Origin of the sequence: Longimicrobium terrae, assembly GCF_014202995.1 — a bacterium.
Taxonomy (GTDB): Bacteria; Gemmatimonadota; Gemmatimonadetes; order Longimicrobiales; family Longimicrobiaceae; genus Longimicrobium; species Longimicrobium terrae.
Window position 1 is genome coordinate 237,122 of record NZ_JACHIA010000001.1, and the last position, 14,483, is coordinate 251,604.

11 protein-coding genes are annotated in these 14,483 nt (G+C 72.5%); 1 reads left to right on the top strand and 10 read right to left on the bottom strand.

Annotated features, from left to right (window positions below; all coding sequences use genetic code 11):
- Nucleotides 1-114: 114 nt before the first annotated feature.
- The 6 genes from HNQ61_RS01005 to asnB all read right to left on the bottom strand — a co-directional run bounded on the left by HNQ61_RS01005 (nucleotide 115) and on the right by asnB (nucleotide 8,002).
- On the bottom strand, nucleotides 115-1,311 hold the full coding sequence (locus HNQ61_RS01005) for a DegT/DnrJ/EryC1/StrS family aminotransferase (RefSeq protein WP_170030806.1): 1,197 nt from the start codon (nucleotides 1,309-1,311) through the stop codon (nucleotides 115-117).
- Nucleotides 1,296-1,958: an acetyltransferase gene (locus tag HNQ61_RS01010; RefSeq protein ID WP_170030808.1), complete on the bottom strand. Its 663-nt coding sequence runs from the start codon at nucleotides 1,956-1,958 to the stop codon at nucleotides 1,296-1,298. The genes HNQ61_RS01005 and HNQ61_RS01010 overlap by 16 nt, the downstream gene beginning before the upstream one ends.
- Nucleotides 1,958-2,581, bottom strand: coding sequence for a sugar transferase (locus HNQ61_RS01015; RefSeq protein WP_338088062.1), 624 nt, complete (start codon nucleotides 2,579-2,581; stop codon nucleotides 1,958-1,960). Before HNQ61_RS01015 ends, HNQ61_RS01010 begins: the two co-directional genes overlap by 1 nt.
- A 366-nt stretch (nucleotides 2,582-2,947) precedes the next feature.
- Entirely contained in the window at nucleotides 2,948-4,780 is a 1,833-nt protein-coding gene (locus HNQ61_RS01020; protein ID WP_170030812.1) for a heparinase II/III domain-containing protein, read from the bottom strand.
- Nucleotides 4,767-5,984 (bottom strand): glycosyltransferase family 4 protein, encoded by a 1,218-nt coding sequence (locus tag HNQ61_RS01025; RefSeq protein WP_170030814.1) that lies wholly within the window; start codon nucleotides 5,982-5,984, stop codon nucleotides 4,767-4,769. The genes HNQ61_RS01020 and HNQ61_RS01025 overlap by 14 nt, the downstream gene beginning before the upstream one ends.
- Nucleotides 5,984-8,002 (bottom strand): asparagine synthase (glutamine-hydrolyzing), encoded by a 2,019-nt coding sequence (gene asnB / locus HNQ61_RS01030; RefSeq protein WP_170030816.1) that lies wholly within the window; start codon nucleotides 8,000-8,002, stop codon nucleotides 5,984-5,986. Before asnB ends, HNQ61_RS01025 begins: the two co-directional genes overlap by 1 nt.
- Nucleotides 8,003-8,779: 777 nt before the next feature.
- On the opposite strand from asnB, the gene HNQ61_RS01035 reads away from it, so the two are divergent.
- Nucleotides 8,780-9,022 carry a hypothetical protein gene (locus HNQ61_RS01035; protein ID WP_170030818.1) on the top strand — a complete coding sequence of 81 codons (243 nt, stop codon included), beginning with the start codon at nucleotides 8,780-8,782 and terminating at the stop codon, nucleotides 9,020-9,022.
- Here HNQ61_RS01035 and HNQ61_RS29425 read toward each other — a convergent pair.
- The 4 genes from HNQ61_RS29425 to HNQ61_RS01055 form a co-directional block, all read right to left on the bottom strand.
- Nucleotides 9,010-10,254 (bottom strand): glycosyltransferase, encoded by a 1,245-nt coding sequence (locus HNQ61_RS29425; RefSeq protein ID WP_170030820.1) that lies wholly within the window; start codon nucleotides 10,252-10,254, stop codon nucleotides 9,010-9,012. The two genes, HNQ61_RS01035 and HNQ61_RS29425, sit on opposite strands and share 13 nt — an antisense overlap.
- On the bottom strand, nucleotides 10,251-11,528 hold the full coding sequence (locus HNQ61_RS01045) for a glycosyltransferase (protein ID WP_170030822.1): 1,278 nt from the start codon (nucleotides 11,526-11,528) through the stop codon (nucleotides 10,251-10,253). The genes HNQ61_RS29425 and HNQ61_RS01045 overlap by 4 nt, the downstream gene beginning before the upstream one ends.
- 262 nt (nucleotides 11,529-11,790) lie before the next feature.
- Entirely contained in the window at nucleotides 11,791-12,939 is a 1,149-nt protein-coding gene (locus HNQ61_RS29080) for a glycosyltransferase family 4 protein (protein WP_170030825.1), read from the bottom strand.
- The gene (locus HNQ61_RS01055) at nucleotides 12,932-14,383 is read right to left on the bottom strand and encodes an O-antigen polymerase (RefSeq protein WP_170030827.1); all 1,452 of its coding nucleotides are present in this window, start codon (nucleotides 14,381-14,383) and stop codon (nucleotides 12,932-12,934) included. Before HNQ61_RS01055 ends, HNQ61_RS29080 begins: the two co-directional genes overlap by 8 nt.
- Nucleotides 14,384-14,483 lie beyond the last annotated feature (100 nt).

The window sequence follows — 14,483 nt, forward strand, 5'->3', positions numbered from 1 at the left end:
CGGGAAGGACGGCCGGGGAATGGATCCCCCCCCGGACGCCCCCGGCGCGGTGCGCCGGGCTCGAAAGATAAACCGGGGCGCCCCTGCCGCGACACCCCGGAGAAGAGAGATGGTTCAGGCGGCCGGAGCGGCCATGGGTTCCGCGGCGGGCCGGCGGGCGCGCCGCCACACCTTGCGCACCGCGTCGGCCACGCGGCTCAGCTGGCCTTCGGTGAGGTTGGAGCCGGAGGGAAGGCACAGCCCGCGCTCGAACAGGTCCTCGGCCACGGCGCCGCCCCAGCAGGGCAGCCCGGCGAACACCGGCTGCAGGTGCATGGGCTTCCACACGGGGCGGGCCTCGATGTTCTGGTCCTCCAGCAGCAGCCGCAGCCGCTCGCGGTCGGTGCCGAACTCGCGCGGGTTCACCGTAAGGCAGGTGAGCCAGCGGCTGTGCCGGCCCCACGACGCCTCGGGCATCCACTCCAGCCCGGGGATGTCGGCCAGCGCCTGGCGGTAGAACTCGAAGTTGGCCCGGCGCGCCAGCACCCGCTCCTCCAGCACCTCCAGCTGCCCCCGGCCAATGGCGGCCAGGACGTTGCTGAGCCGGTAGTTGTAGCCGATCTCGGAGTGCTCGTAGTACGGGGCCGGGTCGCGCGCCTGCGTGGAAAGCTTGCGGGCGCGCGCCACCAGCGCCTCGTCGTCGCTCACCAGCATGCCGCCGCCGGAGGTGGTGATGACCTTGTTGCCGTTGAACGAGTAGATCCCCACCCGGCCCATGGTGCCCGGAATGCGGCCATGATACGTCGCGCCCAGCGCCTCGGCCGCGTCCTCCACCAGCGCCACCCCGTAGCGCGCGCACACCTCGGCCAGCGGGTCCATGTCGGCGCTCTGGCCGTACAGGTGCACCACCACCAGCGCCTTGGGAAGCCGTCCCGCGCGGGCGCGCGTTTCCAGCGCCTCCTGCACCAGCGCCGGGTCCAGGTTCCACGAGCCCCGCTCGCTGTCGATGAACGCGGGCCGCCCGCCCAGATACACGATGGGCGTAGCGCTGGCCGAAAAGGTGAGGGAGCTGACCAGCACTTCGTCCCCCGGGCCCACCCCCACCAGGCGCAGCGCCAGGTGCAGCGCGGCCGTGCCGGAGCTGAGCGCCGCCGCGTGCGCGCTGCCCACCGCGCTGGCGAACTCGCGTTCAAAGGCGTCCACCTGCGGGCCGAGCGGGGCGATCCAGTTGCTGGCGAAGGCTTCCTTTACGTAGGCCTCTTCGCGCCCGCTCATGTGCGGCGTAGAAAGATGTATGCGTTCCACGAGTCCAGTAGTCAGTTCAAGTACCATCCAGCGGCGCGCTGCCGGATGGGCCGCGCCGGCACTCCCACCGCGGTGCAGTCCGCGGGCAGGTCGCGCACCACCGCCGCGCCCGCGCCCACGATGCTCCAGGCTCCAATCCGGACGCCCTGGATGACGCTGCATCCGATCCCCAGGTCCGCGCCCTCCCCCACATGCACGGCTCCGGCCAGCAGAACTCCGGGGGCCAGCGTGGCGTACTCGCCCACCCGGCAGTCGTGCGATACGGTGCACAGCCGGTTCAGCGTGGCAAAGGCGCCGATCTCCAGATCCACCGTCACCACGCACCCGGCACACACCTGCACGCCCTCGCCCACCCGCGCGGACGGGTGCAGCGTGACGCCGGGGTGCACCAGCGCGGGAAATCCGGCCACCCGGGGGCGCAGACGCTCGGCCAGCCGCCGCTTGAGCGCGGGGCTTCCCAATCCAAGGACGACATGGGGGGCGATGGTTGAATTCAAAAGCCATTCCGCGCCGCCCAGCACCCGCGAGTCTCCCACGGCGGTGCCCGGCTCCCGGCCATCGTCCACAAAGCCCAGCAGCTCCCACCGCGGCGCCGCGGCGTTGATTTCCGCCACCAGCGCCGCCATTTCGCGCCCGTGCCCGCCCGCGCCCACGATCACCAGCGGCTGCACCATCACCCGCCTCCGCGCGCGGAGCCGCGGAACGGCTCCATGGTCACGTGGCCGGCCTGGCTGATGCCCTGGCGGCGGAACACGGAGGAAACGGTGCGCACCAGCACCCGCAGGTCCAGCGCCAGCGAGCAGTGGTCCACGTACCAGCCGTCCAGGCGAAAGCGCTCATCCCAGTCCACCGCGTTGCGGCCGTTCACCTGCGCCCACCCGGTGATTCCCGGCCGCACCTGGTGCCGGCGGGCCTGCTCCGGCGTGTACAGCGGCAGGTACTCCATCAGCAGCGGGCGAGGCCCCACCAGGCTCATTTCGCCGCGCAGCACGTTGACCAGCTCCGGAAGCTCGTCCAGGCTGGAGGCGCGCAGCAGGCGACCCACCCGGCCCAGCCGCTCGGCGTCGGGAAGCGGCCGGCCGTCCGGCCCCGCCGCGTCGCGCATCGTGCGGAACTTGAGGAGCGTAAACGGGCGCCCGTCCAGACCCGGCCGCGCCTGCCGGAAGAGCACCGGGCTCCCCAGCCACACGCGCACGGCGACGGCGGTCAGCAGCAGCAGCGGCGAAAAGACGATGAGCGCCACGAGCGCGACGACGACGTCCAGCGCGCGCTTGCCGCGGTATCCCCGCGCGTTCACGCCGCCCCGCCCGCGCCGGGCGCAGCGGGAGGCCGCATGGGGGCGCCCCGTTTCCGTCTCGTTTGTTGCATGTGAGCCGTGTACACCGCACGGGGGTGGCGGGTGCCCCTGCCGTCCGTGTTCCCCTCCCGGGCGCTCGTCGGCTTCGCGCCCGCAACCCTCGTCCGCCGACCCGTTTGCGGCCATCCGCGCGTGGCGGCGACGGTCGTTTGCGGACGGTCCGGGAGAGCGGCGCACCGGAGCGGGTCCGCGCCCGCTCCATCAACCCGCATCATCCCCATCCCTTTCAGGCCGTTTGGGAGAGGGATGAGGAGGCGCGCGCGGCCACCCCCCGCCGCGTTCCATCCTCCACGGAAACGACGCGCATCAGACACCGCCGGCCGCCATCGTCGTCACGATCCGCACGCCTTCCCTGGCCGGACGGCCGGCGTGCACGGTCCGCGAGGGGAGGCGCACGCCGTAGCCGGGGGAGTACCATCCCGCCGGATCGCCTTCCGCGGCGGCCGCCGTTTCCGCTCCGCCTTCCACCTGGACGGAGCGCGGATCGGCGTCCGGATGCAGCAGCCAGCGCACCTCGGCCTGCTCCGCCACGCCGGGCTGCACGTCATCCACCACGCGCACGGCGGAGGGGGAAACGTGCACGGTGCGGCGCATGCGGCCGGGTACCTCTGCCTCCAGGACGGCCTGCGCGCCGCGGATTTCCGCGCGGAGGACGCGCGCTTCCGGCCACAGGTACCACAGAAAGCGCGGGCCGCGCACGCCGGGCTCGCGGCCGTCCAGCACCGGGCCGTTGTGGATCCGCGCGCTCACCAGCCCGTTCTTCCACGGCGGCGGGCCGTTGTAGGCGAACGTCCCCGCATCCACCACCACTTCTCTTCCCGCCAGCCGGACGTCCAGCTGCAGCGGGTCCAGGTGGCTGGGGCGGCTGTCGTACTCGCCCGCGCGGATGAAGGCCTGCGCCTCTCCCAGACGGACGGCGGCCCAGCCGGACGGGCCGCTCCACACGCCGTCGCCCAGCGCGGGGCCGGCGGGCGGCGCGTCGAGCCCCAGCCATGCGAGCGTTTCCGCGCACGCCCGCACGTTGGCGGGAAGCGGCAGCCCCCACGTGGCGCAGACGGCGGTGAGCACGGGACGGAAGTCGCGGTACTCCGCCAGCGTCACGGGATGCACGAAGGCGCCGTCGTTGGCCCCGTGGTTGGGCACGTGCCCCGTCGCGGGGTGGATGACGGCCAGCAGCAGGCGCACCGCCGCCGCGATGCGCTCCGCCGCCGCGGGGGCGAGCCGCAGCCCCGCCGACCGCAGCGCCCGCTCGGCCAGGACGCACTGGTCCAGCGCCAGGCGCAGGTAGGTGAAGGAGTGCTGCACGTACCATCCGTCCACGGCGAACTGCTCGGTGACCAGCGTATTCATCCACCGGTGCCCGCGGCGCAGCCACTCTTCCGCCTCGGGGTGGGTGCCGCGAAAGCGCACGCCCAGTGCGACAAGGCCAGCGGCCTCGCTGATCGCGTGGTTGTTGCGCTGCGACACCGCGTAGCCCAGGGCGTCCGCGATCCGCTCGCCGGAGGCGGAAAGCGTTTCGGCGAGGCCGGGCGTGTGCGGCAGATTGGCCTCCGCGTACAGCAGGGCGAAGGCGCGGATGGCCGTCTCCTGCCCGCACGACCAGTGCGGGCCGCGGAAGGGCGGACTGCTTTCCCGCCAGACGGCGAAGCGGCGGCGGAAGTCCTCCGCGTAGCGCGCGTCGCCCGTCACCATGGAGGCGCGGACGAGGTCGTAGACCCAGGCGAAGCGGCCCGGCTCCCACAGGTCCTTGATGTCGCCCGAGGCGGCGCCCATGTGCGGCACCGTCCACCACGGCGCGGCGGAGGGAAAGGCGTGGCCGGTGGATGGATGCGTGCTCCACCCCGCAGCGTCGGCAGGGAGCGGGCGCCACGTCCACCGGTACGCCTGATGGAAGCCGCGGACGACCTGATCCCCGCGCTCCGCCGCCCCGGCGAGGTCCGTGGAGGCCTTCAATCTCCCAGTGTCCACACGGAACGGGTGCGCGCCGGCCATCTCCGCCGCGACGGCGTGCCGCGGCGCGGGACGAAAGCGGCCCGCCGCGCGACGTCCCTCGTGCACGGCGCGCAGGACGGCCCCGCGCGCGCCGTACGTACGGGCGAGCGTGCGCACGGCCCGTGGCCAGCGGTCAACGGGAAGCATGCGCCGGAAGCAGCGAGCGGAGCATGGCGTCCAGCCGGGCGGCCAGGACGGGGCGGTCGTGTTCGCGCGCCACCCAGGCGCGTCCCGCCACGCCCATCGCGCGGCGCTCGCCGGCCGGGCGCGCGGCCAGGCGCTCCACCGCGGCCACCAGCGCCGCGGCGGACGAATCCGCCGTCTGCTCGCCGGCGCCGGCGCTGCTCACCATCTCCGCCACCTCGCCGGGGACGTTGCAGACCACGGGGAGCGCCGCGCCGAAGTAGTCGAACAGCTTGTTGGGACTCACGCCGAAAGCGAAGAGCGGCGCCTCGCGCAGCACCATCAATCCGGCGTCCGCCTCCGCCAGCAGCGCGGGCATCGCCGTCTTGGAGATGGGGTCGCGGAACTCCACGTTCTTCAATCCGCGCCGCGCGGCCTCTTCCACCAGCGCCGGCTTGGCGGGGCCGTCACCGACGAGCAGAAAGCGGATCTCCGGCCGCCCGGCCAGCATTTCCGCCGCCTGGAGGACGGTGTCGAGCCCGTTGGCGGGGCCGTGCGCGCCGGTGTACACCAGCGTCATCGTCCGCCGGTCCGGCCGCTCGATGCGCGAGTAGGCGGAAACGTCCACGCCGTTGGGAACGTGCACCAGCCGCTCGGCGGGAACGCCCTTCTGCTCGCGCAGATACGTCGCCGAGCCGCCCGCCAGCACCAGCACGCGGTCCGCGCGGCGGTACAGCCCGGCGGCGATGCGGTCCAGCACGCGGTACGTCATCCCCCGGCCCTGCCCCAGCGCGGTCAGGCTTTCCGGCCACAGGTCGCGCACCTCAAAGACGAACGGCACGCCGCGCTTCTTTGCCAATCGCTCCGCCGCCAGCGCGGCGAACAGGTGCGGGGAGGAGCCGATCACCACGTCCGCCTTGGCATCCCGGTAGCCGCGCACCCGCTGGCTGAACGAGAGCCAGTTGTGCACCCGGCGCCAGTCGTTGCCCTGGTACGGCGCCGCCCACAGCCAGCGGAAGCGCACGCCGTCGATGACCTCGTCCTTGCCGGCCGTGTCGGCGGCGCTGTCGCGGCTGCCGTAGCGGCGCGAGTGCAGGTGAAAGTCCGATGCGGCGATGGTGACGTCCCATCCCAGCCGCACCAGCTCGCGCCCCAGCTCAAAGTGGCGCGTGCCGCCGCCCTGCGCGGGCGAAACGGCGAAGTGGTTTACCCAGAGCAGTGACGGCATCAGGCGGCGGCGCGCACGGGAAGGGGCGCATCGACGAACATGCGGCACCACAGTTCAATGCACATCAGCGAAAAGATGGTGTACGCGGCGTCCACCTCACCGCGGCGGTCGCGCTCCAGCAGGCGCGCGACCGCGGCGGGTTCAAACCAGCCCCGGCGGGAAAGAGACGCGGCGCTCAGGGTATCGTCACGCATGTCGCGCAGTTCGCCGTGCAGCCATCCGCGCAGCGGCGCGCCGAACCCGGTCTTGGGACGGTAGATGACGTCGTGCGGCAGAAAGGGCTCCATCGACTTCTTGAAGATGGATTTGCCCACCCGCCCGCGCTGCTTCATCTCCGGCGGAATGCGCGTGGCGAAGTCGATGAGCTCGCGGTCCAGCAGCGGCACGCGCGTCTCCACTCCGGCCGACATCCCGGTCTTGTCGGTGTAGTTCAGGTTGTGGTCGGCCAGAAAGTGCTTGGCCTCCAGGTACAGCATGCGGTTCAGCGGGTCGCGCTCGCCGGGAATGCGGGCGAGCGTTTCCACCAGCGGCGCGGCGGTGTCCAGGTGGCGCGTGGCGGCGGCGAACGCGGGGGTGTACAGCTCGCGCCGCACGGCCTCGCCGCTCCACCAGAAGTAGCTGGCCATCCGGCGGTCCGTATCCAGGTCCGCGTAGGCGAACGCCTTGGCGGCGCGGCGGGCGGCGGGGCGGTCCATCATCCCCATTCCGCCTTCCGCGGCCCAGCGCGCGCCCGCGGCCAGCCCGCCGCGCACCGGGCCGGGCAGCCAGCTCCAGGCGCGCTCCATCCGCAGGGCGTAGTGGCGCCGGTAGCCGCTGAACAGGTCGTCGCCGCCCGCGCCGGAAAGCAGGACCTTGGTGCCGTCCGCCCGGGCGCGCTCGGCGATCAGCAGGGCGTTGATGGGCGCCGGGTCCGCCTGCGGCTCATCCAGCTGGTACAGCATGCGCTCCAGATGGCCGATGGCGTCGGCCTCGATCTCCAGCACGCACAGGTCCACGTCCAGGTGCTTGGCGACGCGGCGCGCGTACGGCAGGTCCGCCGGGTTGCCCTCCACCTCGCCGTCGCCGCGAAAGCCGATGGAGTAGCAGCGGGGCCGGTAGTCCGGCCGCACGCGGCGCATCATCGCGACGACGGCGCTGCTGTCCAGCCCGCCGGAAAGGAACGCGCCCACGGGTACGTCGGCCACCATCTGCCGGTCTACCGCGGCCTCCACCTCGCGCGCCAGGTCGCGGGCGACTTCCTCCTCGGTGCCGCCCATCCGCTCGCGGCCGTACGGCAGGTCGTAGTGGCACCACTCGCGCTCGATGGCGCCGTCGCGGACGATGAGCGCAAAGCCGGGGCGCAGCTTGCGCACGCCGCTCAGGATGGTCGTCGGAGCCGGGGCCCAGAGGTAGGCGAGGTGATAGTGGATGGCGGCGGGGTCCAGGTCGCGCGAAACGAGGCCCGTGGCCAGCAGCGACTTGATCTCCGAGCCGAAGAGCAGCCCGTCCGCCACCTGCGCGTAGTACAGCGGCTTTACGCCCAGCCCGTCGCGCGCCACGAGGACGTCGCCGGGGCGCATGCCGCCGCGCTGGCCGCTGGGACGGCCGTCGTACAGGGCCAGGGCGAAGATGCCGTTGAGGCGCTCCAGCATGGCCGGGCCCTCGTCGGCGTACAGGTGCAGCAGCACCTCGCTGTCCGTGCGGCTGTGGAAGCGGTGGCCGCGGGATTCCAGGTCGCGGCGCAGCTCGGGAAAGTTGTAGATCTCGCCGTTGTAGGTGAGCCACAGCCCCGCGTGCGGATTGCCGGCGCGCGCGTCGGAGCCGCACCTGTCGCAGGTGACGCCCATGGGCTGGGCGCCATCGTCGGACAGGTCGATGATGGAAAGGCGGCGGTGCGCCAGCCCCACGCGGCGGCGCTCGCCGCCCGGCTCCAGGATGCGCCGGCCCTCGCCGTCCGGCCCGCGATGGGCCACGCAGCTGATCATTCCCCCCAGCACGTCCGGATCAAACCGGCCGCAGAACCCCGCGATCCCGCACATCAGCCCCGCCCCTTGCCCGTTTCCGGCACCCGCGCCGCCCTCCGCGCGCCGCCAGACCGGCGACTGTAACGGGAGCAGCACAATCGTGAAAAGTAAGCCCTGCATCCAGCCGGAACAAGCAAACTCCTGGCGCCCGCCCGCTCCATCCCCGCACCTGACGGCCAGCACGCGCAAACGTCAGTCCGGCAACCACCTGCATCGCTTCCGGCCGGCATCGTCCAACAGCGTTCCACCGCTCACGGACAACAGCGTCCGGTGGATGGAACCCGGTGCTCCGATCGATAACGAACCGCGCTTCGGTCGATGAAGATCGGCCGACCGTCGACATGGGGCCGCGTTTTCGGTCGATCAAGAGTGGCGGTCCGGTCGATGTTGAACCGCGTTCCGGCCGATATAGGCCGTTGGGCATCCGCCCCTCCGCCGCCCAATGGACGCCGATCCGCAACGGCATCCGGGACCCGCGACAACGCCTCGCCCTCAGTCCGCGGAGGCGGACTTCGCGTGTTTCGAGGCGCGGTTTCAACCGCCGGACGACCGCCGCCAGAGCCCGCCGCTGCTGGCCCATCACGCTGAGGTCTTCCTCCATCCACATCCCACGCTCAACAACGACGCGCGGCGGGAAAGATGACGACCATCGATCTCTCCAGCCGTCCCCCACCACCGGCATCCCCGGCGACGCGAGCGGAAAACGGGTAGCCGTCCGGGCGCGGACGCCGTCCTGCACGTCAGCGCCCGAGGGTCTCCCGCCCATCCACCGCGATCCGCAATCTGACCCCGATGCGCGATCCCGTCGGTCAGTTGCGATCTGCATCCAGCCCGAAGCGCGATTCCGTCGATCGACCGCGCGATCCGTATCCGGCCTGGCGCGCGATCACCTCGATCAGCCGCGCGATCGGTATTCAGCCCGCAACGCAGATCCCGTCGATCAGCCGCGATCCGTATCGGCCAGGCGCGCGATTCCGTCCATCAACCGCGACGTGCGTCCACCCGATGCGCAGCCTCGTCCATCAGCCCGGGTGAGCACCCGTGTCCAGCGCCCGCAGCCCGGCGACCAGCGCGCGGCGAAAGGCGGGCCACGAGTGTTCTTCCGCGCGGCGCCTGGCCAGCGTGCGCATGGCGGCCAGTTCGTCCCGGTTGGCATGGCACCAGCGCAGGCGGTCCACCAGCGCATCCGTGTCGCGAATGGGTACGACAAAGCCTTCCTGCCCGTCGCGCACCAGGTCCGCCGCGCCGGTGTTGTCCGTGCCGATGACCGGCGTTCCGCAGGCCAGCGACTCCAGGTACACCAGCCCGAACCCTTCGGCGAGCGAGGGAACGCAGCAGATGTCGCTCTCCTGATACAGTTCGCGCAGCCGGTCCGGCCCCGCGTCGCGCTCCAGGCGGAACAGGCCGGCATACTGCGCCAGCAGTTCATCATCCATCCGCCCGCGCCCCGCCAGCACCAGTTCCGCGTCCGGGAGCGCGGCCCGCTTCCACGCTTCCAGCAGGTAGCGAAGCCCCTTGCGCTGCACCATCTGCCCCACGAAGAGCACGCGAAGCGGCCCCAACGGCGGTGCCGCCGGGGGCTGAAAGCGCTCCAGATCCACGCCGTAGGGGATGACGGTGACGCGGTCGGGGTGCACCCCGTTCTCCACCAGCGTGCGCCGGGTGAACGCCGACGCCACGAAGCAGTGCTCCGCCATCCCCGGCTCTTCCGAAAGCTGCCGGAAGCGCGCGGGCGAGGCCGTCATCTCCTCCTCGTCCGCCAGCGTGGCCACCATGCCGCCCGCCAGCGCCATCTCCTCCTCGAACAGCCGGCGCAGCGACGCGGGATGCGGATGCACCTGAAACAGCACGCGCGGCCCGCTTCCCGCCGGATAGGCGGAAAACGCGGCGTGCGCGTAGTAGCTGTACGCCAGCAGCCCGGCCCCGCGGCGCGAGGCCAGCCGCCCGGCCCAGGCGCCCAGGCGCGCGTCGCCCGTCTCGTGCGAGCCGATGCCCAGCATCTGCCGCACCGCCTCGCCCCGCCGCGACCGTACACGCGACGAGGGAAGCCCCGGCGCATGGCGGCGGGCCAGGTAGCCGCGCAGCCCCGCCGGAAGCCGCGCCGCCAGCCCGCCGAACCAGCCGCGGTCCAGCGGCGAGTACCAGTCGGTGACCAGCGCCTCCAGCATTCCGGCTTCCGCCAGCGCCAGCGGCACCTGGTAGCCGTCGCGCGATCCGTTGAACATGGTGACCCAGCCCCGCCGCCCACCGCTCACGGCAGGCTTCACGGCGCCGTCCCCCGCCCCGCGGCGGCCGGAATGGCGGCCGCGTACAGCGCCTCCGCCCGCGCCATGGACCCCTCGTACTCCCCGCGCTCGCGGATGAGGGCCGCGTTGCGCTCCCCCGCCGTGCGGCGCAGTTCCGCGTCGTCCAGCGCGCGCACCGTGGCGTCCGCCAGCGCCTGCGCGTCCGCGGGGGGAAACAGGATTCCGTTCTCCCCGTCGCGCACCCACTCGCGCACCGAGGCGATGTTCCCCGCGACGGGAAAGGCGCCGCACGCCATGGATTCCAGCAGCGTGTTGGGCGTCCCGTCGAACTCCGACGGCGACACGGAAGCCGCCGCCAGCCGGAACAGTTCCGCCATCTCCGCGGGCGGCACGCGGGGAAGAAGGTGCACCGCGTCCCCGATCCCCAGTTCGCGCACCCAGCGCTGCGCCCGCGGATGCCCTTCCATCGCCACGGCGGCGAACACGGCGTCCGGCCGGCGGCGCAGAACGAGCGGGATGGAGCGGAAGAACGCGTCGTTGCGCACGTACGCGCGAAAGCCGCGCGAGTTCAGCACCACGGGGCGACCCGCGGGAATGCCGTACCGCGCGGCCACGCCCGCGTCCGGCTCGCCGGGGTGAAAGAGCGAAGTGCGGATGCCGCCGTTGCTGGGAAAGACGGCCGCCGGGCGATGGGCATCCCATCCCCAGTCCATGGCCAGCGTCAGGTCGCGCCCGCAGTCCGGGTGCAGCGCATCGGCGCGGGCCAGGGCGCGGCGGGTGAGGCGCGCCACCAGCGGATAGCGCGCGGCCCACAGCTCCAGGTCGTTGCCCCAGACGGACATCACCAGCGGGTACGGCAGGCCTTCCAGCGCCTGCGCCGCCAGGATCCCCTCGAACGGGATGCGCATGGCGTGCACCAGCACCGGGTCGATCTTCAGGATCAGTTCGCGGATGCGGTGCACGTGGCGCCCCACGTCCGCGGCCGGGGCCAGCCACCCGAACACGGCCGGGAACGCGGCGGATACGGCGCGCGCGCGAAGCTGGCGCGCAATCCGCGCCACCCCGCCCGGCGCGGGGGCATCCGCCGGCCGTCCCGCGTTGGCGCCGGCGAAACGCGCGAATGCGGCCGGCACCACGTTCAGGCTGGCCAGCCGCATCCCCGCCCCGTCAAAGGGAAAGGTGGAGATCAGGTGCACCTCATCGCCGCGCGCGATGAAGTGCTGAATGTAGTTGCGCGCGATGGGGCTGCGCCCGTCGGCCACAAAACACAGCCGGCTGCCGCGGGGCAGGCTCACGTCCGGCCTCCCCGGCCGGCGCTTCCCGCCGCGCCGTGCTTCACCTGAATCAAACTCGTTCTCCCCCAGCGAATGGCCGGCCATGGTACCGCGCGGGCGGCGCGGACGGCCACAAGGTTCCCGCAACACCGGCCCTCATGAGCCGGAAACGTACCACGCGCAAAACAGGGGCGCCAGCGGGCCGGAACCCGCGCGCTCCCCCCATCCCGTTGCGCGGCTTTGACTTCCGCTCTTCCCCGCACCGTTGGCGCGGCGGACGGGATCAGATCCCGGCCAGCGGACGGCCCGCACGGGCCGCGTCCAGCAGACGCACCAGCCGCTCCGCCGCCACCTGCGGCGCCTCGCCGCGCACCGCCTGGCGCGCCGCGGCGGACATGCGGTCGCGCGCCCCGGGCGAGGCGGACAGCGCGCGCAGTCCCGCCGCCAGCCCGGCCGCGTCGCCCACCGCGAATCGCCACCCGGACTCGCCGTGGTGCACCAGGTCCAGCGCGGCGTTCACCCGCTCCGACGCCAGCACCGGGAGCCCCGCCGCCATCGCCTCGGGCACCACCACGCCCCACCCCTCCCACTCCGAGGGGAGCACGAAGCCGTCCGCGGCGGCAAAGGCGCGCGGCAGCTCCGCCGGCTGCACGAAGCCCAGAAAGCGCACCCGGTCCTCCACCCCCAGCTCCCGCGCCAGCGCCTGCAGCGCCGCGCGGTCCGGCCCCTCTCCCGCCAGCAGCGCGACCACGTCCGGCGCCTCCGCCAGCGCGCGCAGCAGCGTATCCACCCGCTTGCGGCCGATCATCTGCCCGGCGTACAGCACCGCGCACGCCTCCGGGGACACGCCAGCGGACGCCCGCACTTCCGCGCGGGCGCTCTGCCGCGCGTCGGGAGACAGGGCGAAGTGGCCGGTGTCGGCGTAGTAGCGGAAGTCGGCGATGCGCTCCGGGGCGATCCCCACCCGCGCGTACGACGTGCACGCCCGCGAGCCGATGGCCAGCACCCCGCGCGCGGAGCGCAGCATTCCCCGCATGCGGTCGCGCAGCCAGCGCCGGGGCGCCGCCGCGGCGTCGTCGTGCGCCAGCTCCTCGCCCCAGTACACCCAGGGAATCCCGCGCATCCGCAGCACCGCCGCCGCCAGGCGCACCACGGGGAGCGTGTACGAACCCGTGAGCACCGCCACGTCCGGGCGGAATCGCGTCACCAGCCCCAGCAGCCCCCAGTTCAGGTGCAGCGAGCCGCGCACCGTCACGCCGGGAAGCACCTCGTATCCGTACGCCTTGTTCTCATCCAGCTTCCACAGCCGGTGCGACTCCACCCGCGCCCCGTACGCCACGTGCAGCTCCACCCCCGGCCGCGCGGCCAGGTGCTGGTAGAGCGAGTCGTTGTACGGCGTGGGGCTGTTGCTCACCACCAGAATCCTAGGCAACCGCCACATCCTTCCCGCCACGCGCCGCGCGCCGCGACAGCCACATGATCACCAGCACGGGCACCATGTAGAACGCCCACTCCTGAACAATCTGCGCCAGGTAGCCGCGGATGATGACCTGAAACAGAAAGGCGTTGTGCAGGGCAAAGATCACCTGCCGCCACGGATCGTCCGGGGCCGCCTTGAACCACCGCCACAGCACCTTGACGCCCATGCCGAAGAGGAAGGTGCCGATCAGCATTCCCGGCCACCCGAAGGCCATGTAGTACTCGCCGAAGTGGGGCACGGCCGCGCCCAGCGTAAGCCCCTCCTTGGTCCCGATGCTGCCGCCGATTTCCAGCAGCCAGTTGGGGTACGGCTTGCCCGGCCACAGAAAGCGGGGGATGGGAAGCACCAGCGGATACACGAAGGGCTGGATGCCGGCGTGGTCCACGAACTGGGGCACCACGTCCTGCACCGCCATGAACGTCTCGAAGATGCGCGTGTCGGTGATGGCGGAAAGCAGCGTGCCCCGGAAGTCGAAGCCCAGCTTGCCGATGGTGCCGGCGGAGCGAAAGAACAGGCGCGCCTGCCCCAGCCACCCGATGAACGCCAGCCCCGCCACCCCGAGCGGCAGCATGCGCAGGACGCTGGGCCGCCTGCCGGTTCGCAGGTAGGCGAGCATGCCCACCGCCAGCCACATCACCACGATGCGGTAGCGAAATCCGATGCTGATGTAGATGATGGTGATGAACAGCAGCATTCCCAGCTGGCGGCCGCGGCCGCGCAGCCCGCCCATGGCCATCAGGATCAACAGGACGGGGATGAACCACTCGATCGCCAGAAAGAAGTAGGCGACGTCCGTTCCCCCCTCCGAGTCCGCCGACGCGGAGCCGATGAGGCCGGGGAGAAAGAAGATCCCCACCGAGCGCCCGGCCACCCGCGCCCACAGCACCATGCACAGCAGCGCGCACCCCGCGCACGCCCACGCCAGCGTGCGCGCCCGGGCCGGGCTCCACGCGGGCCCGGGGCCCCGGCGCGCGGACGGGCCCACGGGGAGCGAGTACCCGGCCCACAGGGCGAGCACGCAGGGGAACATGGTCAGCAGCCCCTCGGCGTAGTCGTCCTGAAAGTTGCGCCCCACGAACACCATGTCGTCCATGGCGAAGCGGATGAGCGGCGCGGCCGAGAAGTACAGAAAGTACACGGCCGACACCATCACCATGGGCTCGAACAGGTCGAACTCGCCCCGGATCAGCCGTACGAAGATGGGCGCCAGAATCAGCAGCCCCAGCGCCACGGCCATCAGCGCCTCCAGCCCCATCTGCCCGTTGCCCACCACCCCCGCCACGCACCCGGCTGCGGCGGCCAGCAGCGCCAGCCACACCGCCCCCCGCAGCAGCGGCGACGGGGGATTCCCCGCGGCGGGGGGAGAAGGGGGCGAAGCGGCGGTGCCTGCGGTCATCAGCGGTGCGAACGGGTACGGTGGGCGGCGCGGTTTGGCGGCGCGGCGCGGCCCCGGACGGCGGCGTGGCTCCCGCCCGGGACAGAATCATGTGCTCCAT

What these genes read in the sequence shown, in the direction of transcription:
- HNQ61_RS01005 (WP_170030806.1), bottom strand. Translation starts at nt 1,311, where the DNA reads ATGGTACTTGAACTGACTACTGGACTCGTGGAACGCATACATCTTTCT.
- HNQ61_RS01010 (WP_170030808.1), bottom strand. Translation starts at nt 1,958, where the DNA reads ATGGTGCAGCCGCTGGTGATCGTGGGCGCGGGCGGGCACGGGCGCGAA.
- HNQ61_RS01020 (WP_170030812.1), bottom strand. Translation starts at nt 4,780, where the DNA reads ATGCTTCCCGTTGACCGCTGGCCACGGGCCGTGCGCACGCTCGCCCGT.
- HNQ61_RS01025 (WP_170030814.1), bottom strand. Translation starts at nt 5,984, where the DNA reads ATGCCGTCACTGCTCTGGGTAAACCACTTCGCCGTTTCGCCCGCGCAG.
- asnB (WP_170030816.1), bottom strand. Translation starts at nt 8,002, where the DNA reads ATGTGCGGGATCGCGGGGTTCTGCGGCCGGTTTGATCCGGACGTGCTG.
- HNQ61_RS01035 (WP_170030818.1), top strand. Translation starts at nt 8,780, where the DNA reads ATGCGCGATCCCGTCGGTCAGTTGCGATCTGCATCCAGCCCGAAGCGC.
- HNQ61_RS01055 (WP_170030827.1), bottom strand. Translation starts at nt 14,383, where the DNA reads ATGACCGCAGGCACCGCCGCTTCGCCCCCTTCTCCCCCCGCCGCGGGG.